Origin of the sequence: Pseudomonas sp. P867 (genome assembly GCF_019891455.1) — a bacterium.
GTDB classification, from domain to species: Bacteria; Pseudomonadota; Gammaproteobacteria; order Pseudomonadales; family Pseudomonadaceae; genus Aquipseudomonas; species Aquipseudomonas synxantha_A.
In genome coordinates this window covers 458,881-483,528 of sequence record NZ_JAFLXB010000001.1, presented here as the reverse complement: position 1 = coordinate 483,528, position 24,648 = coordinate 458,881, and the positions used below count along the sequence as shown (strand labels likewise).

Genomic DNA, 24,648 nt, shown 5'->3' with positions numbered 1-24,648 from the left:
CCTACCATGTTGAAAGTCATCGCTGAAGACTTTATCAAGCCCGAGCACCTGGAAACCGTGCGCCCGTGGTACGCCGAACTGGTGGAAAAAACCCGCCAGGAACCGCTGTGCGTTGCCTACGATCTGTTTGTCGATCAAAAAGACCCAGGGCATTTTATCTTTATCGAACAATGGCCTGATCAGGCGGCGCTGGATGCGCACTGCCAGACCGAGCACTTCAAACGGTTGGTGCCGCAGATCAACGCGTATCAGGCCAAGCCGTGCCGGGTTTTGCTGATGGCCCCTGTCTGAAAACAGCCCCGCACTGTCAACTCTGACAGTAGATGATCCTGCTCGGATGCAAAATACTTGAAGGCATACACCCTGCCCATGGACGGCGCAACCATGCCTTTAAGTTTAGCCTCATTACTACTCGTCTCCCTCCCGCTAGTGGCCGTAGCCCAGAATGATCCGGTCGAGGACCTACTAGCGAAAATGAGCCTTGAAGAAAAAATCGGCCAGCTCAGCCAACTCAGTATCCAGAGCACGCCTACCGGCCCCGTCATTGATCAAGGCGAACAGACGCAGATGCCAGTGGCCCTCGTGGGCTCGGTACTGGGGGCCAGCAGCGCGCAAGCTACCCGTCAGTTGCAGGAGCAGGTGGTTAACGGTTCCCGGCTGCATATCCCCTTGTTATTCGCTTATGACGTCGTGCACGGTTTTCGTACAGTGTTCCCGGTCCCCCTGGCGCTAGCCTCAGCCTGGGACCCGGACTTGGCCCAACGAACCGCTCGCGTGGCGGCCGTTGAGGCCACCGCCAGTGGCGTGCATTGGACCTTTGCGCCCATGGTCGATATTAGCCGTGACCCACGTTGGGGCCGCGTGGTGGAAGGTGCTGGCGAAGATCCGTTCCTTGGCTCTGCATTGGCCGCCGCACTTGTGCACGGGTTCCAGGGTGCAGGTGCACCTGACATCTCATCCATGCTCGCTACGGCAAAACACTTTGTCGCCTACGGGGCTGCCGAAGGCGGTCGAGACTACAACGTCGCCGATCTGTCGGAGCGGACACTGAGAGAGGTTTACTTGCCTCCCTTCCAGGCAGCCGTCGCGGCCGGCGTCGATGCAATCATGCCGTCGTTCAACGAGCTGGCCGGCGTTCCCATGCACAGCCATACCGCCCTGCTGACCGGTCTGTTGCGCAAGCAGTGGGGGTTCGCCGGCTTGCTGGTCAGTGATTTCAATGCTGTCTGGGAACTGGGGCCACAAGGTATCGCCGGCACGCCAGCCGACACCGCACGACTGGCGTTCAATGCCGGGGTGGATATCGAGATGGCCAGTCAATCCTATCGCCTGCACCTGCCGACACTGGTGCGCAACGGCCAGGTGTCGCGTAAAAACCTGGATGACGCTGTGCGTCGCGTCCTCAAAGCCAAGCAGCGTCTGGGACTGTTCGATGATCCCTACCGGTACAGCGACGAAGCCCGCGAGCAGGCCAGCCAGCTAACGCCACAGCACCGTGCCCTGGCTCGAGAATCGGCACAGAAATCTATCGTCTTACTAAAAAACAACGACGCGCTGCTGCCGCTCTCCAAACAACCGGGCAAGGTCCTGGTGGTCGGCAGCCTCGCTTCGGACGCCAGCGCCACCATCGGCCCTTGGGCCGGGGCTGCCAACCCCGAAGACTCCGTCACGGTCTTGCAAGGCCTGCGCAATGCGGTAGCCCCTGGCACCGAGATTACTTACCTGCCCGGCGCTTCGCCCGTCAGCCCGCACCTCCAGGACATCACGCGGGTCGAAACAATCGCGCGTGACAGCGACCTGATAATCGCCGTACTCGGAGAAACCGCAGAACAGAGCGGCGAAGCCCATAGCCGCGCCGAACTCGGTCTACCGGGCGGGCAAAATGCGCTACTAAACTCATTACTGGAGACAGGGAAACCCTTGGTCATCGTCCTCATGAACGGCCGCCCCCTAGTGCTCGATGCTTCAGTGCAACAAGCCCATGCATTGCTCGAAACCTGGTTTTTGGGCAGCGAAACCGGAAATGCCGTGGCCGATGTGCTGTTTGGTGACGTCAACCCCAGCGGCAAGCTGCCAATGACCTTCCCTCGCCATGTGGGGCAGATACCCATTTACTACGCGCATAAAAATACAGGCCGCCCACCCAGCGGTGATGGCAGTTACGCATCCGCCTATATCGATGTGCCCTGGACACCGCTCTATCCATTTGGCTTCGGCCTGAGCTACACCTCGTTCAGCTACTCCTCCCCTCGCCTTAGTCACACTCGACTGGCGTCCACACAAACGCTGGGGGTTGAGGTCACCGTCACCAACACCGGCAAACGGGCAGGCGATGAAATCGTCCAGTTATACCTGCGCGATGACGTTGCCAGCGTCACCCGCCCAGTGCGCCGACTACGGGGTTTTCGCAAAATTCATTTGGCACCGGGCGAAAGTCGCAGCGTCAGTTTCTCCCTGGGCCAACAGGACTTTGCCTTGCTCGACGAGCATTTTTCACCGAAGGTCGAAGCTGGCGGTTTTACCGTCTTCGTCGGGCCGGATTCGACTACTGCCAACCAGGCGCATTTCGAGGTGAGCGATACGCGTCAGTTGCCTATCCGAGGCCAATCAGTCCCACCGGCGGTGCCAAACTGAATATGCCCACAGGTTGTTTCCTTACCCTCTCATCACTCACCGACAGCGCTCTTGGGACTGTGCTTGCTCGCCACTACAAATCACATAGAGCGCAAGCACATTATCTCCGGCAGCCTTACTCCAGAGGAGGCGCCAATCTGCAGGAATACGAGCTGCATCTGATTCAAATGCATGGTCAAAAGCCAACCACCATACTCGTTGCGCGCTCTTCAATGTTTGCAGGTTATCGAGATAAATTTCATCACTAAACTTCATTAAGGGCGCGTGAAAATCATTAAAGCCAGGACGGCCTGAGCGACCTTCCTTGAGCGGTGGCGTGTAAAACAGTACCGTTACTGACTTCCCGCTATAATATTCAGCGGCATAAAACAGGTAGACATCGCTTGCGACTAAGATGTCACCAGCGGCGACACCACTATTAAAATCTGCCATTAGTTCAGCTACCCTATTATCCGCCACACGCGAGGGGTTATTCATCGTATGAAAACCATTATAATTATTCCTCAACCCTGCAATTTCCAAACAAACACACACCCCTAAAACCACAGAAAAGACTAATTTATTTTTTATTCCCACTAGAGCAATAGCGATAACCATCGGCAACATCAGCGCAGCAAAAAACAGGTAGCGCTCAACAAATAGTGGGGTCCACAAAGATATTCCAATTGCCCCCAACAAGGTCGAAAACAGACATAGCACCATCAATAGACCAAATTTATGATGACTGCTATCCCCTCGCACGACCACTCCCCCCAAAAAAACTATGATTATCGGCAACAACCAATAAACTAATGAACTATACGTCAACCCATCATTCAGGGTGATAAATCGCCAGAACGCAGACGGCAGACTATAAACCGTCACCGGTTGAATCCAGCCCAGCGTTCCCTTGGCGATATGTTTCGTTAATGAGGGTACCCACGGCATGTAAAGCAATACGATCGCTATATTCGCCATCCACCAATCGAGGCGAAAAACGTAGCGCTGTCCTCCAAAAATACGGCAGCGTACTAGAAGGAGATATAACCAGTGGGACCCGACACAAAATATGGAAAAATAATGAGTATAAAATGCGGCCACTACGGCCAATACATAAACAATCAAATAACGTGCTCGCTCTGGATTACGCACCCAGTAAACCAAGGCCAGCGTGGCACTCGTCAGCTCCACGCCCAACAGACTATACATCCGGACGTCCTGACTATAACGTACAGCTATTGGCAAAAGTGCTAATAACAAACCGGCAACAATTGCGGCTCGCCCATTAGAAACCAAGCGCACCAACCAGATCCCCAACGCTACATTCAAGACCCCTAATGAAGCACTTAGACCACGCATCCAGACCAACTCATCCCCCCCCACCAACATGATCCATCCATGCAAGATCAAATGATAAAGTGGCGGATGAACGTCAAATCCGCTCAACAACCAAATATCCGACAACGAGCATGTAGCCAAAATCAAGCTAAACCCTTCATCTGACCAAATAGAGGCGTCCGTAAGATGATAAAACCGAACCAACCCAGCGACACACAGAACCGTAAACAGAAGCAATGCCCTGTACGTTATATTGCCTACATATTGCACACTCGCACTAGCGGATTTCATGGTTCCTTTCCCGTTGCACTGACGCATCCTGAAAGTTCAAACTGCGCACGGTATTTTTGACCACATACCGCGGCCGATGCTTCGCCTCTATATAAATCCGCCCTATATATTCCCCCAATATCCCAATCCCAATCAGTTGCACCCCGCCCAAAAACAAAATCGCAGTCATCAACGACGGATACCCCGGCACGTCATTGCCAAACAACACCTTGTCCACAATCAAAAACCCGGCATACACCAACGCCAATAACGAAATTGCGCCGCCGATATAACTCCACAACCGCAACGGCAAGGTACTGAACGAGGTAATCCCGTCCAGCGCCAGGTTCCACAGTTTCCAGCCGTTGAACTTGCTCTGCCCCGCAGCTCTGGGAGCACGATCGTATTCAACGATGGCCACCGTGAACCCCGCCCACGACAGCACGCCTTTCATGAACAGTTGCTGTTCCGGCAGCGCCTTGATCACGTCCACGACCTTGCGGTCCATCAACCGGAAGTCACCCACGTTTTCTTCGATATGGGTATAGGCGATAAGGTTGAGCAAACGGTAGAACAGCGACGCGGTGTTACGCTTGAGGTAACCGTCGCTGGAGCGGTCGCGCCGTTTGGCCAGCACCATATCGGCGCCCCGCTGCCACTCGGCGATCAGCCGTGGGACGACGTCCACCGGGTCCTGCAGGTCCACATCCATCGGTACCACCGCGTCGCCCGTGGCGTATTCCAGCCCGGCGAACAAGGCAGCTTCCTTACCGAAATTGCGTGAGAAGTTGATCAGCATCACGTCGTGATCAACCAACGCCAGCGTCTCGGCGGCTTCGGCAGTACCGTCGGTGCTGCCATCGTTGATAAATACGATTTCAACGGTGTGGGCCTGCAACGACGGTTCTTGCCGAACCGCACGGTAGAAATCGGCCACCGTCTGTTCCTCGTTGAACACCGGTACCACCAACGAGATCTTCATTGGCCACGCTCGCGAAACACCACCCACCGTGACAGCAGAAAACCGCACAGCAAGCTGACCAGTGAAAACACCAGCACAGTGATAAGCCCTGGCATGTGCAGATGATCACCCAACCAACCTACCCCCAGGCTTAGCACTCCCATGCACGTCATGAACAGCAGGTAGCGGCCCAGGGAAACCGGCATGTCAAAGGTGAACAAGGCATTCACATAAAACGAGAAGGATGCCGCCACACAGAATGCCAGAAGATTGCTCAGCGCCTGGCTGAACTCAAACCCTGCCCGCAGCATAAAAAACAACTGCCAATGGATCACCGTATTGGCGACACCGATCACTGTGTAACGAGTGAAACCTTTCCATAGCCGGGCCATACCGTCGTCCTTTGCGGTTGCGTGTTAGCAAGCCACGGCGCGCCTTTTGCGTCTACTGTCAAGGTTGACAGGTGCCCTTATCTACAACTGAGACATTCAGTAATATCCAACCTTTGCAATTGCTTACAAATACCGCCAACCTGCGCCCGCTCGACGTGCCGCGTACGACAACGCGCGCGCTCACCTATCGTCATTCAACTACTTGTTCAAGAGCCCGCTGCCATGCTGAACGGACGCGACCCGCGCATCGATTTTTTTCGGGGCCTGGCGTTGATCTTCATTTTCTGGGATCACGTCCCCCACAACCCTCTTGGCCTGATCACTCTGCGCAACTTCGGCTTCAGCGACGCGGCGGAGGTCTTCGTGTTTCTCGCCGGGTTCGCCTCGGTGCTGGCCTACGGCAAGGTCATGCAGCGAGAAGGTTATTGGATGGCCTGCCTGAAAATCCTGCGCCGCACCTGGGTGTTGTATGTGGTGCATATTTTCCTGCTGGCCATGCTGATGGGTATCGTGTTCTTCGCCAACAACCATGTAGAAACTCGCGACCTGGTGGCGGAGATGGGCCTGACGCACTTCGTCACCCACCCGCAACAGGCACTGACCGACGAACTGCTGTTGCGCTTCAAGCCCAACCTGATGGATCCGTTGCCGTTGTACATCGTCTTGCTGGCTGGTTTGTCCGTGGTGCTGCCGCTGATGGTTCGCGCGCCCTGGGCCGTGGTGAGTGTCTCGCTGGTGGTATACCTGATGGCGCCGTGGATGGGCTGGAACCTGCGCGCCATTGCCGATGGCGTGTGGTATTTCAACCCTGTTACCTGGCAATTGCTGTTTGTGCTGGGGGGCGCCGCGGCGATTTACAGCCAGCGGCCCAGCGCGCCCGAGACACGCCCCTTACAGCGCCAGCCGCTGTTCGTCGCGGCGGCGCTGTATGTGGTGGTAGCCGGCGTGATCACGCTGTCGTGGCTCTGGCCTGAAATCCATGATGCGGTGATGCCCACCACGCTCAGCAACCTGCTGTACCCCATCAGCAAGACCAACCTGTCACCGGTGCGTCTCGTGCACTTTCTGGCGCTGGCCTATATCACCGCCAAGCTGTTACCAAACCCGCAATGGACGCAAAACCGTCTGGCTGAACGGATTTGCCAGATGGGCCGTTATTCCCTGGAAGTGTTCTGCCTGGGCGTGGTGCTGGCGCCACTGGCGGACATGCTCAATGCCCAGGCGGATGACGCCGTGTTCATGCAACTACTCACCGCCTTGCTCGGTGTGGTGCTGATGTCAGCCCTCGCGGCCTGGATGGAGTTCAACAAACACCTCAACCAGACGCCACGCCCCTTGAAGCGAGACAAGCCAAATAGTTAATGCCCGCCTCGCTGCGCAGGAGCAAACGGCCCGGGCGATGATCTGACGTTGTAGTCATAAGCCAACAGGTTTCTCTTTTCGACGCCCCAATTGTGCAATCAGGTAGGCGACGGAGTCGGCGTTGTTAAGCACCGTAAGGATGCGTTTAAGCGGATCGGTACGGAAAACTCGCCGGGCATCGACGAGGGTCTGGGTGCCTGTGACGCTGAGCAGCCTGTCGAGCACATGCTGTGTTGACGTGCCCTGGGCAGGGTCTGATTTGAGGCCGGTTGCAACATCGACAACCTGGAACAACTCACGGGTCGGAGTATTGAGCGACAGTCTTGAAATATGGCGCTTTTCCAGGGCTGCTTTTGTGTTACTGCCCTCAGGGGTTTGCGGATCAATCAGGTCATCAAACGGATGGCCTGAATGCACGTAAGCCAAGTCCAACGTCGCACAGACATGATGAGTGACTTCGTGAATGAGGGTGGTCGCACGGGCGTGGGCGCTGACATAGAACGGCTTGGTCAACAAATGACTGTATTTCAGACCCGGGTTGAAAAACGTCTCGGTCAAGTACACCAGTTGAAGGGGGTCGGGGACAATCGTAAAGGCCATCAACGTGTGTCCACCCTGAGGAGCCGGCAACCGCGATCGGCCAATGACAAATCGCGTTGAGTCCGAGGAGGTCAGTGAGGGCTCCATCAACGCAGTGCAGACCGTATCGACGATCTCCTGAATTTTTTCAAGGTGTTCGACCTCGAGCGTCTGCAAGCCGAAAAACATTTTGATCTGTTTGACCAGCTCAGGGGCAGCAAGGGGAGTTTGTGTGATCAGGCGCAAATTTTCCTGGGCGTTCTTTGCATAAAACGTCGCCAAGGCAAGTGCATCGATGATAAGCCAGGATTCCCGAGCGTAAAGCGCTCGTATCTCGCGCATCCCGCTGGCCAATACATTCATACTCGAGCGCGCAAATGGCTCGGAGTAGAAGCGATTAAGCAATCGCGCAATTGTCCGTCGCCCCGTCAGCACTGGGCCAGCGCTACTGAGCATCCACTGTTGTCGAGGGTTGCGCTGTACCTCAGGACCGACTTCGCCATCACCGATGATGCGCCAACCCTGGCCATGCTTGATGACTTCGAACACCTTCCCTGCCACCGCCGCGTAGTAATGGTTGGAGGTCGATCGATAAAGGTTGAGTGAGGTGTCTTTGATCAGGCTGGCCAAGCTCGGCTCAAGGACTTCGAAACGCTGGAGCCGGGTGCGGGAAGCAGCGGTAATGTCCAGCGCGGGCCAGGACACCACAGAGGTCGCAGGTGTGGAAGGCGGCGGGATTGGCTCGGGTGCCGGGGGCATGCCGCCCTCTGATACGGGAGGCATGGAATCGCTCAAACCGGCCAGCGCGGCGACACCTCCGATGAAATGACCCAGTGCCTCATGCCATTGGTGGCTTTGCAGCTCCTCGGCAGAAGCCTTGAACAGTTTATAGCTCTGCCAGACCACCAGGGGGTAGGCCAGTTTGCCGGCAAAAAATACAGTGGCCGCCTGCACGCCCTCAGAGAACACGGCCTTGGCCGTATCCCAGGCAGTGCCTGCATCAGCGGCTTTTTGGCAGCCCAACAGCGTTGTCAGCAGCTCGACATTGTCGGTGAACAGCTGTTTGAACAGCGGCGTGTTGATGGGGTTGCTTGCCAGCTGCAGGGTGGTGCTGGCCAGGGGTTGCTCCAGTGCGCTTGTCAGTGCCGCTTGGTCAACGGTCGAGACCCCCAGCCGAACCCAACGCTGTAATGCGCCGGCGGCTGTCAGTTCGGCACGGAGTGCGGCCTCAACGGTGTATTCCTTGAGGGTGTAGCCTGGACTATAGGGGGCATAAAGGATTTGAGGCCCCTCGTCACCGGAGGCGGAGCCGATCAAATAAGCCCCGGGAATCTTGATGGTTTTCTTCCCGTCATCCACCAGCAGTTCCAGAGGGCGGATCATGGCGTTGGCATTCACTACTGTCGCACGGGCGATCGCATCGGGCATATCCATGATCTGTTGAATGAGCCCGAAGGCCGTTGGTGAAAGCTGGTCTTGCAACCTCATGCCGTGAGCGTATTGCATCAATTGCCACGGCAGTTGCTTGGCGAATCGCGTATAGCGTTGCTCGAAGCCCGGGCTGGCAGGGCCCAGGAAGGACTTGATGTATGTTTGGTAAGCCACGTTGATGTTCAACGCCTGTATCCGCGTTTTCAGCGTCTGCGCATCCAGGGTGGATGGCAACGGCGTTGTACCGGTGCTGGCGAAGAGGGGCACCTCATCCTTCCAGTACGACTGATGACTCAAGGCATAGTCCAGCAGCGACTGGTTGCGGGCAGGTGTACTGCCCTGCGCCGGTAGCCCGACTTCGACTTCATCAGGTGTGACGCTGTCCTGAACGTCAAGGTCCTTGAGTAACGTGCTGAGTTTCTTGAGCGTGAACTGAGCCAGTGAGTCGACCCCGTGCAGGTAATCCTGATGGTCGGTGACGTTGTTTCGATACTGCTCCAGCAATTCGACGTACAGCTGTTGATCCACAGCATGGGCTTTGCCCAACCATTGCAAACCCTGTTGCTGGATCATGGCCTGGACCATGTCCTTGGCACGCTGCACGTTGGTGGGCGCCAGGCTTTGTGTGGCTTGAACCTGCCAGAGCTTACGCAACTGATCGACCGATAGCTGCATGGACAGGATTTGCGCCAGTTCACGGTCTTTTTGTTGAGCGTAGGTTCGTTGCAAGTGCTCAACGAGGTTGTCTTCGATCAGTTCAAGGGAACTGAATGCATAGCTCGGTTGTGCCTCCCAGTCCGGTGGCGCCAGGTTCGCCAGGAAAGCCTGTCGCTCGTTCGGGATTGCCAGGCGTCGATCCATCTCTGCTTTGAAGTCATTCAATGAGCAGAAGCTTTCCAGGCCCAACGCGGGCGTCCACAGCAGCGTGCGGCCCGAATATCGAAGATCAAGCCCGCCGCGCTCGGTCAGCACGAAACAGTTATTGAGTACCAGCGGGGTATTCTGCCCAGTCGGTACGACCTGCAAAGAAAACGCATCAGGGCGGAACCCATTGACGCCAGGGCGTAAGTCTCTGGCGTAAATACCTAACACGGTCAAAAGCACTTCGTAGTCGAGGGGCAATAAAGCGTTGTTCCAAAGCCTGACTTGCACTTCCCCTGTCAAGCCCATCTCCATTGCCTTTCTCAGCAAGGGCTGCATGTTGGGGGACACGCTGTGGGTTCTACGCAGGTACTGTTTAAACCCACCGACTGCACTGTTGATCAGCGTATTGAACGTAGCGGCGTCCATACCTGAGACCTTGGTGGCGGGTTTGCCAGGAGGGGTTGAATAGACGTGAGTGTTAAGCGGATCGATGAGTGGACCCACTTCGCCACATAAGCGCGCCAGAAAATAGTCAACCATACTGCTCGATGAGAGCAGTTGAGGTTTGTCAGTGCCATTTGAAGGGTTGCTGTATTGGCGTACCGAGAGGCACGCGGCCTGCAACTCTTGCTGCTTGATAGCGTACAGTTTGGTATTGAGATAGGTGATAACGGAACGCTCCAGCGAGGGGCGAAACGATAGGTGTTGTTCGATTTCGGCAGTGACGTTTTCAAGTAAATGCACCGTTGTGCGCATTGCAGCAAGCGTTGGTGGAATCCTGGGTTCAGTCACCGTCGCCGTCCAGGTCTCTGTCAACTGGGTACTCCAACGCCCCATGGGTTCGAAGGTCAGTAATGTTGGATCAATCATTCCACGTACATCCAGCACATGATCAACCAGGGCATCGAGGTCCATCGTGCCCTGGCTCAGGCGATACTGATCGAGGGCGTATTCAAGGTTGCGACCTTGTTTTTCAATGATGCCCTCCATGATGCGTTGGAAAATAACCCCGGTGATGGGGCCTTTGGTGACTTCGCAGGCCAGCAGGTCGACTTCGTTATAGCGTTCCGGCCTGGACAGATGCTTTCTCCAGGCATCGGCATGCTGCCGGGGGTTGAGACTATCGAGAAGGTGGGTTTTCAGGGCGCTCAGATCGGTAAACGATCGCAGGCCCTGGAGGGGGGTATAGAGCAGCCAGGGCGAGCCATTGTCGCTTTTGTTACTACTGATGATAAGTGTGCCTGCCAGCTCGGCGGGGGTCTGTCCGGGCTCACTCAGCAGTGCCTTTTCAACATCGATCGCAGGAGCAAGCGTTGTCGCAGGCAGCGCAGCCTTGAGCGGCAAGGCCTGTAGTTGCAGACGCTGCTCAACCGTAATCGTAGTTTGCTGTTGTTGCTCCAGCGCCACCGTGAAAAAGGCATTGGCCATGGCGTTGGTAAAAAGTTGTAGCCGTGAGAACCCAGCGGCGGCCGGCAGCGTCCAAAATGTCTTGGGCTGTTGCTTCATATATGCTTTCAAGCCCTGGGCCAATCCCTGGACTGATACGTCCCAACGCAACTGATCATCAGCTTCCTGAGTAGGCTGCTGGGGGTTGTGGTAGCGCCGGGTTTCACCCACAGGCCAGCCATTGGCGACAAAATACCTGAGGACAGTTTCGCTCAAGGAGCGGGTGGTCGTGTGTCGGGACGTTGGCGAATCAGAATTGCCTGATTCGCTGGATGCGTCGATGACATAACTCTGCACTTGGATTTGGCGCTGATCGCCCCCCGTAAAAGACTGCGCCAACTTAGAGGAAATGTATTCATCCAGCAGAGAAGTGAAACTGGGCAGCTTGAGCAGCTCCTCGCGCATCAAACGAGCATTTTCGAGCAGGTTATTGGAGAGGGTCGCATGTTGTGCTTCGAAGACAGCGCCAGCCACGGTATGTTCGGTAATCGTCAGGGTTGCAGTAGGCGTCAGGGTGACTTGCTGGGAGATGGAAAGGTAATCAAGCAACGCTTGGCGCTGCGACGAGTCTTTGAGCCACGACTTCAGTTGCGTCTTGAGGATTTCATGGCTTTCCAGCTTTTCCAGACCACGAGCGGGTGTATAGAGAACAACCCCGCCTTCTGGGGCGGGGCTCATGACGAATGCACCCGCCAATTCAATAGCCGGTTGACCAAGCACATTCAGTTGCAGGGTTTGGACGTGCATCGGCGCTTTGTGCGCCCGCCGCAAAGCATCGGTGGCCAGATAGACCGAGTCGAACCAGTCAAGGTCCTTCAGGGTAAAGTTGCGTGAGCGTTGGCGCTCGCTTAGCTGCGTGCGATCTGTTTGGGTTTCGCTGAAAAAATACGATGGGGTGTCAGTGCTCATCGAGTGCTCTCCGTGCCGGATTGGCTGCTGAAGATCACTCTGGCGTTTCAAGTTTCAGCCGAGGGGCTACATATGCACCAGCGCTTCATGCCCCGGTGGAATGCCCGACACATCCCACGCCGTCCCCCCGAAAAAGCGCAAGTGCGCTCGACAGCGTACCGGTATCGCCCTCAGTAATGAACGCGTCTCGGAAGGCTTTCCCGGTCTCCGGGTTGAACAGGCCATCACGCTCAAACCGTTCAAAAGCCTGGCGGGCCAAGACACCAAACCACTTGTAGGAATACATCTTGGCCCCATAGCTACCCATCGGTTGTTCGAAACTGTTGATCGGGCGGGTGCCATCAGGCCACTGCAAATGCCCGATTTCACTGTTGGCATGGGTGAAAACCTCATGAGGTGTACGCCCGTCGCCGTAGGTACGGTGCAGCTCAAAGTCGACGAGACCCGTGAGCAAAATACTGGCGGTTTCCTGACTGGTCTGGGTGTGAGCAAATCGGCTCATTTGAGTGGCCATATCGTCAGGCAAGGGATCTCCTGTCTGGAAATGGCCGGATAGCCAGACCAGGAACGACGCAGTAAAGCAGAATTGCTCCAGCACCTGGCCGAAAAACTCCGTCGTATCATGGCCTAATTGGCCCATACCGGAAATCGCCCGGTAGGGAGCGGCGGTCAACAGGTGCTGCAGGCAGTGGCCGAATTCATGCAATAAGACCCTCAATTGCAAGTGATCCAGCAAGCAAGGCTGGGTCGCTGTCGGTCGCGGCAACTGGCTGCGCAGCACGGCTATAGGCCGTTGTGGACGCCCCTCGGCGGTCATCCGGTGATTGCGCAAACCTGAGGCGGCGCCAATCTCGCCGCCCGCCATGCGGCGATAAGGGTCAATGAACAAATACCCAATGGGCTCGGCGTACTCCCTGAGTTCGAATACCCGCACATCCGGGTGCCAGGTATCGACGGTGGTTTGTTCAATCAGCTCAACGCCGAACAGCGTTTTGGTGAACGCGCACAAGCGTTGCAGCACCGTTTCCAACGGGAAGTATTTGCGCACGGCGTCTTGGGAGACACCCGCCACGTCCTGGCGAATCTTTTCCGCATAATAGTTGTAATCCCAGGGTTCGAGCGCATCGATTCCACGTTGCGCGGCATAGCGTTGCAGTTGTTGTGCCTCATGGGCAAATGTCGTGCGTGCCCGATCAATCTGCTGATAAAGAAATGCAGTGACCTCATCGGTCGTCTGCGCCATTTGCTCCACCAACGCCAGTTCGGCAAAGTTGTCATAGCCGAGCAATTGTGCTTTCTGGTGACGGCTGTCGAGCAACACTGTCAGAACCGGTTCATTGTCGGTGGCAATGTCGTCGCGACCGGTGCTCACGGCACGGCTGTAGTAAGCCACCATCATTTCCTGGCGCAAGGCTCGATGGTCGGCGTAGCTCATCACCTCCTGAAAGGACTGCTCGGAAAGGGTTAATAACCAGCCATCCAGGCCTGCGTCCCGAGCCGCAGCCTCCATGCGTGCCAGGGTCGCGCCAGGCAACCCACTGAGCATCGCCTTATCTTGAATGTGCTTACGCCATGCGTCGCCGGAGTCTTTCACACGCCGCAGGAACTCTTGGCTGAACTCCTCGATTTGCAGGTTCAACGTTTTGAGCCGTCGTTGATTCTCAGGCGAAAGATCAAGACCCGCCAACTGGTACTTGCGCAGTATTTTATGCAATGCACTGTGGCGCTGTTGATTGAAAAGGGCTGCGGGCGGGCTATCGGCAAGTTGTCGGTGAAGCTGGTACAGATCATTGTTCGCGGCCAGCTCGGCGCAGTACTGCCTTGCAAGCTCATAACTGCGATGTGATGCCAGCTTCCATGTCGGCTCCTGGGGAACGGAGTCAAGCAACTCAATGATTTTGAGAAAGCCGTCCAGGCGTGCCTCCAGCTCTTCCACTACTTGCACCAGGTCGTCCCACGTGGGGAATAACGACTGGCTGGCAATGATCGTGGCGGTGGTGTTGCGGCTATCAGCGATGATTTGCTCAATGGCGGGAACCAAGTGTTCTGCTCTGATGGCAGAGAACGGTGGCAAGTCGTAGGGCAGTAGCAGAGGGTTTCTTTCAGGCATGAAGTCACTCTTCAAAGGTTGCTGTCGAAGCAGCCAGCCTAGGGAATGAATTATCGTTGGAGGGGTAGATAGATAAGGGCAAAGCGATAACGCGCGTAACCGGATGCCCCGCGTTATACACAGCCACAGTGCTCGCGATATCAGGCCCCAGGGGCGGCAAGCACCTCACCGCAAATAGAGGATCGTGCAGAGAATACGGCGGTCAAAAGCCCCACCCCGCGGTAGAGCGGGGTGGGGCTTTTTGTCACAAGACACACATCAGGACGCGGAACGCACCGTCCCTTGAGCGACGGTCTTTGGCTGCAACCTGAACACGTAGAACAGCACGGTCAACACCACCAGGAACACCGGGCCCACATACAGTGCCACACGGGTATCGGGGAAGTACGCCATCAGCCCCACCACCATCACCAGGAACGCCAGCGCCAGGTAGGAACTGACCGGGTACAACCACATGCGGTACTTGAGGCTAGCCGCCTCGGCCGGGCTCAGGCTTTTGCGGAACTTGAGCTGGGCCAGCAGGATCATCAGCCAGGTCCAGATCGCGCCGAACGTGGCAATGGAAGTGACCCACACAAAGACTTTTTCCGGGACCATGTAATTGAGCAGCACACCCAGCAACAGTACGAAGATCGACAACAGCAACGCCTTGCGCGGTACGCCGTTGCTCGACGTGGTGCCGAAGGTGGCAGGTGCCTGGCCGTTCTGCGCCAGGCTGTAGAGCATACGCCCGGTGCTGAAGATGCCGCCGTTGCAGGACGACAGCGCGGCGGTGATCACCACGAAGTTGATGATGCCCGCAGCGGTCTTGATACCCAGACGCTCGAAGGTCATCACGAATGGGCTGCCCTGGGTGCCGATTTCATTCCATGGGTAGATCGACAGGATCACAAACAACGCCCCCACGTAGAACAGCAGGATGCGCCAGAACACCGAGCCGATGGCACTGGGAATGGTCTTCTGCGGGTTCTTCGCTTCACCAGCGGTCAGGCCGATCATCTCCACGCCCAGGTAGGCGAACATCACCATCTGCAAGGACATCAACACTCCCGTGATGCCATTGGGCATAAAGCCGCCGTGGGCCCACAGGTTGGAAATGCCCAGCGCCACGCCGTCATTGCCAAAACCAAACGCGATGATGCCGACGCCGCCGATGACCATGGCAATGATGGTGACGATCTTGATCAGCGCGAACCAGAACTCGAACTCACCGAACGCCTTGACCGCGATCAGGTTGATCGTGCCCATGCTGATCAACGCCGCCAGGGCCCAGATCCAGCGTGGGGTGTCGGGAAACCAGACGCCCATGTACACGGCCACGGCGGTGATTTCCGCCACGCAGGTCACCAGCCACAGGAACCAATAGTTCCAGCCGGTGAGAAAGCCCGCCAAGGGACCGAGATAGTCTTGGGCGTAACGACTGAACGAGCCGGCGACAGGGTTGTGCACCGCCATTTCGCCGAGGGCGCGCATGATCACCAGGATCGCCAGGCCGCCAATGATGTACGAGAGCATGATCGCCGGGCCGGCCATTTCAATGGCCTTGGCCGAACCAAGGAACAGGCCGACACCGATACAGGCGCCAAGGGCCATCAGGCGAATATGCCGCTCACCGAGTTCGCGTTTGAGCGGGCCGCCTTGAGCGGTCTCGCCATGGGGCAGTGGGTTGCCGACTGGCATAAAGGTACAACCTCATTTTGTTATTGGATTGTCCGTCGAGTTTGCGGGGTGCAGGCCGGTAAGCCTGTGCCCTTGTCGAAACCGGGGCCGCCTCATGGACGGACCCTTCTTGCCGGGCAAGATCAGCGGGCCGTGCAGTATAAAAACCTCGACACAGGGCCTTTCACTATAAAACACGCCAATTTCAGCGGTACCTCGCGGGAAAAAGCCGGTTTATGGAGGGGCATTAGCTGATCCCGCGTGAAAGGCCACGGGGCGAAACGGCGGCGAGTATTGCACAGCCAGGGTGCATCGTCATGCCCCTACCATCGCCCAATGGTCACTGCGAGGGGCTCTATCTCAAGGCTTTCACGCCATAGCGATACAAACCATGGAAAAAGGCGAAAGGTCCCGGTGAAGACTGCGCCCGCAACCGGCACGCTCTGTCATTACCTTCAACGAGACTTCATGGATGACTGAATTGACCACCCGGCATGAGCAGCCGACTCCATCCCAGCGTCAGGACGGCGATCGGCAAATGCTGGACACCCTAATTGCACACCTCAAGACCGAACCCTACGCTGCCGCAGACTCACTCCCGGTGCCGACCCACTGTGCACTCGGCTGCTGGCTTGTGCTCTATCGCCAAGCCCTCGGCCACCCCTCTTTCGTGGCCTGGGCCGGGCAGCGGCGTTTCAACCCGATGGAAGTGAACGTGCGCAACGGCACTCTGTATGCCAACGGTGCCACCTTCACCTATGAGGACGCCAGCGGCTGGCAGCAGCTCGCGCCGCCCATTCGGGCCATCGCCCTGATCATCGACCCGGATGCCATCGGCCTGGCCTACCCTGCCGCAAACCTGTCACTGAGCGCCCGTCAGGTGCTGCGGTTCCACGGCTACCCCCAACCGACTACGCTTGCCCAACGCGGCGTGCTGATTGACGCACTGGGTAGGACCGAACCTGCGCTCGCGGACGCGTTCGAGCGACTGAATCAGGATCTGCACGCGGCAGCCAATGCACTGCATGCACAGATCATCGAAGACGACCTGAACGAACACACATTCAACCTGTTGAGTGTGTACCGCTGCCGTTTCCCCCTGGCTGGCGGCTCGTTCTGGGCCGTGACCATGCAGACCGCCGCAACGTTACTCGGGGAGATCACTGAGCATCCGCAGTTTCTCGCCTTGACTCGCCCCGATGCACTGACCCAAGGCCTGTACGAATTTGACCACCAGCAACACTCGATCAGAGGCGCCGGCCCCTGGGGTCAACGGGTAGACATCAGCCATGAACAACTGTCGCAGCTGCCGCTGGGCGATCGCCTTGAACGCTTGCAAGCCTGCGCTGCGGCCATGAACCTGTTCGTCCATCAGGACGGCCAATTCAGCCTCGCACAGTTGCTCAGCTTGCACGACCTGCCGTTGCCGGATAATCGCGAGGCGGCCTGGGAGCTGATGGAACAACTGCAGCGCAGCGAACCGGTGACGGTGCCGCCCGTGAGTGATCTGGCGCATTCCGACGTCGCCTTGCGCCAGTATCGACAACGCCTCGAAACCACCCGGCTCGCTAGCCCCCAGCAGGGCAATTACTGGGAAGCCTTGGGTATGCCACTACCGGGTGCGCTGACCCTTTCAACCGAACAACGCGCCAAGGTGATCCATATCAGCGCCACGTTTGTCCCACAACCCAGCTCCGGTTTGTTCAACCTGCTGGCTGCCGATCTGCCGCCCGGGCCACCGGATGAACAACTGCAACAACTGCTTGCCGCTCCCCGTGCGCAGAAGCTGGCCGATTCGTTGCTCGGCGCCGTGGGCTGGTTTGGACACGCCCCCGGTGAAACGACCAGCAACGCCAGTCGAGACACATTGGTCCTTGCCGCGCTGATCCTCAGTCTCGACCCGCAGGCCGCACAAGCGCGATACACCCTCGCCGGCCTGAACCTGAACCACAGCGATTACCATGGGCATCGTTATGCAGACCTGCGCCGCTCACTTGAGCTGCACCTGATTGCGGCTGGTGTTGCTACTCCCCAAACCACGGGGTTGGCCGCACACCTGTTGCTGGCGGGTGTCGCACCGGAGTTTTTGGTGCAAGGCATCCCTGATTCGCTGTACTTCATGACTTCCCACGCCTGGATGCTGTTCAAACAAGGCGTGATGCTGGCAGAAGAGCTCGCCTGCGGGTCAACACGACAGCTGGCGTTCAGCGACATCATCGCGCTTGCCATCCAGGAGCCGGCGACGGACCAGGAACGCTTGTGGCGCGAGCATTACGCCACCGCCACTCTGATCGACTGGGCAATCGTCCACGGCGAACTGCGACCTGCACAGACCTATCGAACCGATGAACTCGACGCCATCAAAGAACGCCTGAAGGCCCGTATAAAGACTTTGCACGACGCAGCCGAAACCTTGCGCAGCAGGCTCATCACGCGCCGCAGCCTGGCCTTGAGGGACCTTAAACGCGTCTTCCCCAACCACCGCTGGCTGAAGAAAAAATGCCTGCAAGAAGGACAAGGCCCCTTTCGGCTCCCCTCCTACAGACCGACCACGGGCGTAAAGCTTCAGTCGTTGGCGGATCTGCATATGGGCGGCCACCTGCAACCCATTGACGATAAATGGCGCTCAACCGACCCCGAACTCGACCTCGCCCTGCTGAAAAAAAACTTTGGCCAGTTGCGCGATGTCAACGCGCTGTTCAGCGAGGCCGCTGGTGCTTACACGCAAAGACTCAAGGAGGCGTTTATCCGAGCGATCAGTTACCTGCTGTCGCAGTTACCACTGGCCGACCGCAAGCGCTTGCACGAGGGGGCGGTACAACTGCTCGTGGTGAGGCAAGCAGCCAGCAAGCCGCAGATCGAGGAAGGGCCCGGAGAGAAAATGGCCCGTACCGGCCGGTTCGGCTTCATCCTGCGTAGTACGGCAGTCAACACCGTCCATGACTACGAACTGTTTCCCCTGCTCAATCAAGTGCAACAAAACACCCGCCTTACCGCCATCCTGGAACTGGGAGGCCGCCCGCTCAAAGTCACCACCGGTTCCCCCCACAGCACACGACCGATCGCGTATTTGCATGAGGGCAGTCGCCTGGCCATTGATGAGGATGCCTACTTCAAAGGCACCCCACCCACATCTGGAAGGTATTGCACCGTTATCGTGGATCAACTCTGGCATTTCGAGGGGCTCCCGGCCATTGCTAGTCCGCTGGTGTTCGACTCGCCAAGAAACCTCACATTGGCGAGCACCATCGTCAATCACCACTTTTTCATCGATATCGATACCTGGGTGGCCCAGGCCAAAGGCTTGACCACCCTTGAAGAGCGAAAAAAAAACAGCGAGCAGTTGTTAGAGGCGCTGCTGGGCTTCATACCCTTCTGGACCTGCGGCCATGACCTCGCCTCCGGGGAAATCAAACGCGTGCTCGATGGCACACTGGGCTGTTTCTTCGACATGCTTGGCCTGATCATGCCGACCAAAGGCTTCATTACCAGCGGCTGGGGCCGCCTGATCAAGCCCGCACCGGCCTACTTGAAACTGCTGCAACTGACCAGACTCAGCGCCACCTTTATCAATGAGTTGCTCAACCCACTGGAGGCGGTGCCATCGTTGGTGCGCCTGACGGCCTATGGCCTGGCCAGGTTAAACCACTCAGGCCAGCGGGCACTGGCGGGCGCACTGCGTCATGCCCAGCAACGTCTGGCCCATGGGACGCCGATGGATTACGCCCGGCTGATCAACCGCGCCGACGTCAGGCCTGGCGTTCTGATGCACCCTGAGGGGCTGACGCCTCTGTTGGCGATCAGGCGCGCCAACGCCTGGCATGCCTTTGACCCCTTCAGTGCAAGGCCGTACGGTCCCGCGCTGAAAGGTTTGCAACTGGACACCACGATGGCCGTCACACCGGTCAGCTTCGCCGACGGCTACAAGGTGCTCGTTGTAGAGCCCTTTTTTGACACGGCGCCCTTGCTCATTCAACGCGTCGACGCGACCGACATGTTGGACCAAGGCCGCGTCTGGCGTTTGTCCCATAAACACCCCAGCCAGCTGGACGAACTCACCTCAGAGGCCCATGCCAAGCTCACCGACCACTTCGACTCGGTCTGCCCCGTCGGCAGAGCAAAGCGCAGCCCGGGGGTGCCCCTCATCTGTTTCACCAAAAGGCTGTACGCCTTTAAGGATTCGATTCATAAACGTCGAGTCCAGGCGCTCGACCATATTCGCATCCAGCCGGCGCCGATGATCGGCGGCAACAAACGCCAGTTGGTTTATTACCGAAACGTGCATGATGTCACCCCGGACTTCGACGGCTTCGAGCTGACCCCTCACCCCCAACCTTCAGCGTTGATCTACCAACAGCAGGTCAGCGGCAGGCGCATTGACAGCGAGCCGCAGTTCGGCTTGCCCGAAGACGACCTGGACAACCTGCTCACCCGTAAAACCCAAGTCGTTGAAATCGATGGGCTGGTGAACCTCATCAATGACCGCAGAACCCTTCGGGCGCTGGAGATCACCCTACCCAACACGACAACACCTTACTGGGTGGCCGAGCCCGATGTGGGTGTTTTTTACCGGACAAACGCAACGCCCAGCGGCGCCGACACCTTGCAATTCCATCAATTGGATTTCAGCCAAGGCGGCGACGATACAGCGCTGATCAGGGCCTACTGCGACACCAAAATGCAGTTCTTGCAAGCCGGCGGGATGATTCCCGACCAACCGCTGGTCACACTGCCGACCCTCGAAGTCCTGTACCGACAGTTGAGCAAGCGCGGGTTTTTGCCGAAAAAAATCGAAAATATCCGCAAAAAGGCCAGCACCCTGAGGGTCATCAAGCAGCGGGAACTGCTGCTTAACGCCTCGGACGAGGGAAGGCGCCTGGATATCAATGTGGTCTCGCGGCCGGTGCAACTGGACATCTGGCCACCCAGCTCCGCCACGGGTAGCCCGCTCAATAAATACCTCGCAGAGCAAGCCAACGTCAGCACCCAGGCGGTGGTGGATAGAACCGGCCTGAGATCAAACAACGTCGTCGGGGCGACCCCGGCTGAAATCCTGCGACTGCAAGAAGCTGAACCCGTTGTGATGTGGGAATACAGCAAGATCGGCCACCCGAACTACACCGAGGTCATTCTCAAGACCGGTGCGGGCAATTGTGACCAGATGACCCATGTGGCGTGTGAAATGATCCGAACCAATGGTGGCGTCGCTCACGTGTGGTACTGCCGGGGTCATACCTTTGTGGTGGTGGGTACGGTCCCTTCGGGCTTGACCCAGACTCTGGATTTCCAGGGTGCCGACTGGGCGAACCTGTCTATCTGCGACCCCTGGGCATCCATTACGTGTCCGGCGCAGGACTATATACGGCAACTGAAGATAAAAATGACCGTCTGGTACCTGGAGGACAAGATGGTGTTTTTCCATGATGGCGTGAGCCGTCGCTGGGCACCGGCCAATGACCCGACCTGGCTGAACATACTGGAGACCAGCATTAAATATCCGATGCCATGAACACATTTTTCCCCCAACCGGCTACCCGCGACTAAGCTTCAGGCAAGTCCGATCAATCTGCGTGCAGGGGTCAATCGACTATGGGCGCACTGTGGCAAACCGAATCAAGCAAGGCTGCGAAACTACAAGGCAGTCCGGACCCAGCGCCTTTACCTAAAAATAAACCCCAGCCCCGTTATGTACGGCGGCTGTTCTGGCTGATCGTGCTGATGGCGCTGGTGGCCTTGGGGTTTGCCGCCACCAAAGAGATGCGCACGTCACGCCTGCAGGCCCAGGAACTCAGCCGCCTGGCCCGTACCCTCACCTACCAGGTACAACCCGGCCCCAGCGATGCCATCGCCTATCCCGGTGCCGGCCCTTTCGACCGGCGCCTGGGTTACAGCGACCTCGGCACCTTCCTGCCGCGCTTGCTCAAACGCGGCTATGTAATCGAGGCCCAGGCACGCTTTTCGCCCCAATTGATGGACTACAGCGCCAAGGGCCTGTTCGTGCCCTACACGGAAAAGATCCAGGCCGGGCTGTCCATCACCGATTGCCGAGCCGTGCCGCTCTACCAGTACAAGTACCCGCAACAGTTGTATGAGAGCTTCGACGCCATTCCGCCTCTGGTGATCAGCAGCCTGCTGTTCATTGAAAACCGCGACTTGCTCGACCCCAGTCAACCCCAGGCGAACCCTGCCGTTGACTGGCCGCGCTTTGCCAACGCCGCGTGGTCGCAAGTGGCAAAGGCGCTGCATCTGCCGGGACAGAGTGCCGGTGGCAGCACCTTGGCCACGCAGCTGGAAAAATACCGCCACTCTCCGGATGGCCTGACCGTGTCGGGCACCGAGAAATTGCGACAGATGTTTTCTGCCGCCGTGCGGGCCTATCGCAATGGGCCACAAACCTTACCGGCGCGGCAGAATATCCTGCGTGACTACCTCAACAGCGTGCCGCTGTCGGCAGTGCCCGGCCATGGCGAAGTGCACGGTTTGGCCGAGGGGCTGCGAGTGTGGTACGGCGCCGACTTCAACCAGGTCAATCAGGCGCTGGTCGGCCCGGTGAATAGCGAGCAAGGTCTGGCCCTGCGTCAGGTGTTGTCGTTGATCATTGCCCAGCGCCGCCCTTCTTACTACCTGGCCAAAGGTCGGGAAGAGCTGGCCCAACTCACCGACAGCCATCTGCGGCTGCTGGCCCACAACGGTGTGATTGCCCCTGCGCTGTTGCAGGCAGCACTGACGTCCAAGGTCAGTTATCGCGACTGGGTGCAACAACCCACAATGCAACCCATCGAGACGACCAAAGGCATCAGCATGGCCCGCGCCCGCCTCGCCGCCCTGCTCGACCGCCCCCTGTACGATCTGGACCGCCTCGATCTCTCGGCCACCAGCACTCTGCAAGCGCCGTTGCAGGCCCAGGTCAGCGATTACCTCAAACGCCTCGCCGAGCCGGACTACGCACGCCAGGTCGGCCTGCTCGGCGATCGCCTGCTGACCCCAACCAGTACCGCGCAAGTACGTTACAGCTTCACCCTGTTCGAGCTGACACCGGACGGCTCACGGGTACGTGTACAAACCGACAATACCGACCAGCCCTTCGATATCAACGAAGGCAGCAAACTCGAGCTAGGCTCCACGGCCAAGCTGCGAGTGCTGACCACCTACCTGCAAATCATCACCGAGCTGCACGACAAGTACGCCACCCAAACGAGCGCCGCACTGAAGAAAGTCGACATCGCCGAACAGGACCGCATCAGCCGCTGGGCCGTCGACTATCTGATCCAGACACCGGATAAATCCTTGGCCAACATGCTCGACGCCGCCCTCGACCGCACTTACTCGGCCAGCCCCAACGAAGGTTTTTTCACCGGCGGCGGTATGCATCGCTTCCACAATTTTCGCAACGAAGACAACGGCCGCAGCCCGACCCTGCGCGACGCCCTGCGCGAGTCGATCAACCTGCCGTTCATTCGCCTGATGCGTGACCTGGTGCGTTTCAGCACCTATGCGGGCGCCAACAACAGCGCCGAGTTGCTCAAGGACGACAGTGACCCGCGCCGCCAGGAATACCTTGCCGACTTCGCCGACCGCGAGGGTACGACGTTCCTGCGCAAGTTCTGGAAGAAGTACCAGAAGAAAGACACCCAGGACCGCCTCGACACCTTTCTCGACGGCCTGCGCCCCACGCCGATCCGCCTGGCCGCCGTGCACCGTTACTTGTTGCCCAACGCCAGCCAAGGCAGCTTCGACCTGTTCGTGCGTGCGCACCTGAACGGCATCAAAACCAATGAGAAACTCACCGATGAGCGCCTGCAAAATCTCTACGAAGCTTACGGCCCCGGCAACTATAACCTGCCCGACCAGGGCTATATCGCCAAGGTGCACCCTCTGGACCTGTGGCTGATGGGCTACCTGCTCAATCATCCCGAGGCAACCTTCAGTCAGGTGGTCAAAGCCAGCCAGTTCGAGCGCCAGGAAGTCTACAGCTGGCTGTTCAAGAGCCGTCATCAGAGCGCCCGCGACAGTCGTATCCGGACCATGCTCGAGGTCGAAGCCTTCCTCGATATTCATCAGCGCTGGCAGGCGGTGGGCTATCCGTTCGACCATCTGGTGCCCTCCCTGGCCACGGCCATCGGCAGCTCCGGCGATCGCCCGGCGGCGCTCGCGGAATTGATGGGGATCATCCTCAACGATGGCGTGCGTGCGCGGGTGGTGCGTATCGACAGTCTGCACTTTGCCGCTGATACACCGTATGAAACCCAAGTGATCAACGACCCCGCCGAAGGCAAACGGGTGATGCCGCTCGAAGTGGCGCGAGCACTGCGCGGGGCCTTGTCCCAAGTGGTGGATGCCGGTACGGCCAAACGCGTGGCCGGCAGTTTCAAGCTGGACGACGGTACACCGCTGGCCATGGGCGGCAAGACCGGCACCGGTGACAACCGTATCGAAGCCATCGGCGCCGGCGGCCGGGTACTCAGTTCCAAGGCGATCAACCGCACTGCCACCTTTGTGTTCTATATCGGTGACCGGCACTTCGGCACGCTCACTGCCTTCGTCCCAGGCAGTTCGGCACAAACCTTCAAGTTCACCTCGGCGCTGCCAGTGCAGGTGCTCAAAGGCATGGCGCCAATTCTGCTGCCGTACCTAAACCCAGGCAGCCACACGCTGTGCCAGCCCGTGGTCAGTACGCACTGATAGGCAACGATAGACAATTACTGCCAGGACAG

Annotated in this window: 11 protein-coding genes; 5 read left to right on the top strand and 6 right to left on the bottom strand. The window is 57.9% G+C overall.

Translation table 11 applies throughout. The features are described from left to right. Positions 1–6 precede the first annotated feature (6 nt). Together J1G33_RS02160 and J1G33_RS02155 are read left to right on the top strand one after the other, a co-directional pair. The gene (locus tag J1G33_RS02160) at positions 7–291 is read left to right on the top strand and encodes a putative quinol monooxygenase (protein ID WP_032877566.1); all 285 of its coding nucleotides are present in this window, start codon (positions 7–9) and stop codon (positions 289–291) included. A gap of 78 nt (positions 292–369) precedes the next feature. Continuing rightward, positions 370–2,634 (top strand): glycoside hydrolase family 3 N-terminal domain-containing protein, encoded by a 2,265-nt coding sequence (locus J1G33_RS02155; RefSeq protein WP_347709527.1) that lies wholly within the window; start codon positions 370–372, stop codon positions 2,632–2,634. Positions 2,635–2,670: 36 nt separating this feature from the next. Here the strand turns inward: J1G33_RS02155 and J1G33_RS02150 are convergent, their stop codons facing one another. From J1G33_RS02150 to J1G33_RS02140, 3 genes are read right to left on the bottom strand one after another with little or no spacing between them, the layout of a single operon-like run. Next, complete coding sequence (locus J1G33_RS02150; RefSeq protein WP_164699509.1) at positions 2,671–4,242, bottom strand: glycosyltransferase family 39 protein; 1,572 nt, start codon at positions 4,240–4,242, stop codon at positions 2,671–2,673. Further along, positions 4,229–5,203 (bottom strand): glycosyltransferase family 2 protein, encoded by a 975-nt coding sequence (locus J1G33_RS02145; RefSeq protein WP_032877569.1) that lies wholly within the window; start codon positions 5,201–5,203, stop codon positions 4,229–4,231. The genes J1G33_RS02150 and J1G33_RS02145 overlap by 14 nt, the downstream gene beginning before the upstream one ends. Further along, positions 5,200–5,574: a GtrA family protein gene (locus tag J1G33_RS02140; RefSeq protein WP_103733397.1), complete on the bottom strand. Its 375-nt coding sequence runs from the start codon at positions 5,572–5,574 to the stop codon at positions 5,200–5,202. Before J1G33_RS02140 ends, J1G33_RS02145 begins: the two co-directional genes overlap by 4 nt. 222 nt (positions 5,575–5,796) lie before the next feature. Between J1G33_RS02140 and J1G33_RS02135 the strand changes: the two genes are divergently transcribed. Then, complete coding sequence (locus J1G33_RS02135; RefSeq protein WP_223017638.1) at positions 5,797–6,936, top strand: OpgC domain-containing protein; 1,140 nt, start codon at positions 5,797–5,799, stop codon at positions 6,934–6,936. Between the two features lie 54 nt (positions 6,937–6,990). Here the strand turns inward: J1G33_RS02135 and J1G33_RS02130 are convergent, their stop codons facing one another. The 3 genes from J1G33_RS02130 to J1G33_RS02120 form a co-directional block, all read right to left on the bottom strand. After that, positions 6,991–12,165, bottom strand: a complete 5,175-nt coding sequence (locus J1G33_RS02130) for a DUF6543 domain-containing protein (RefSeq protein ID WP_223017637.1) — start codon at positions 12,163–12,165, stop codon at positions 6,991–6,993. An 85-nt stretch (positions 12,166–12,250) separates the two neighbouring features. Further along, complete coding sequence (locus J1G33_RS02125) at positions 12,251–14,275, bottom strand: M3 family metallopeptidase (RefSeq protein ID WP_223017636.1); 2,025 nt, start codon at positions 14,273–14,275, stop codon at positions 12,251–12,253. Positions 14,276–14,533: 258 nt separating this feature from the next. Next, positions 14,534–15,955, bottom strand: a complete 1,422-nt coding sequence (locus tag J1G33_RS02120; RefSeq protein WP_032877579.1) for an amino acid permease — start codon at positions 15,953–15,955, stop codon at positions 14,534–14,536. Positions 15,956–16,406: 451 nt separating this feature from the next. On the opposite strand from J1G33_RS02120, the gene J1G33_RS02115 reads away from it, so the two are divergent. Together J1G33_RS02115 and J1G33_RS02110 are read left to right on the top strand one after the other, a co-directional pair. Beyond that, entirely contained in the window at positions 16,407–21,443 is a 5,037-nt protein-coding gene (locus J1G33_RS02115) for a hypothetical protein (protein ID WP_223017635.1), read from the top strand. A gap of 80 nt (positions 21,444–21,523) precedes the next feature. Then, positions 21,524–24,616, top strand: coding sequence for a transglycosylase domain-containing protein (locus J1G33_RS02110; RefSeq protein ID WP_223017634.1), 3,093 nt, complete (start codon positions 21,524–21,526; stop codon positions 24,614–24,616). Positions 24,617–24,648 lie beyond the last annotated feature (32 nt).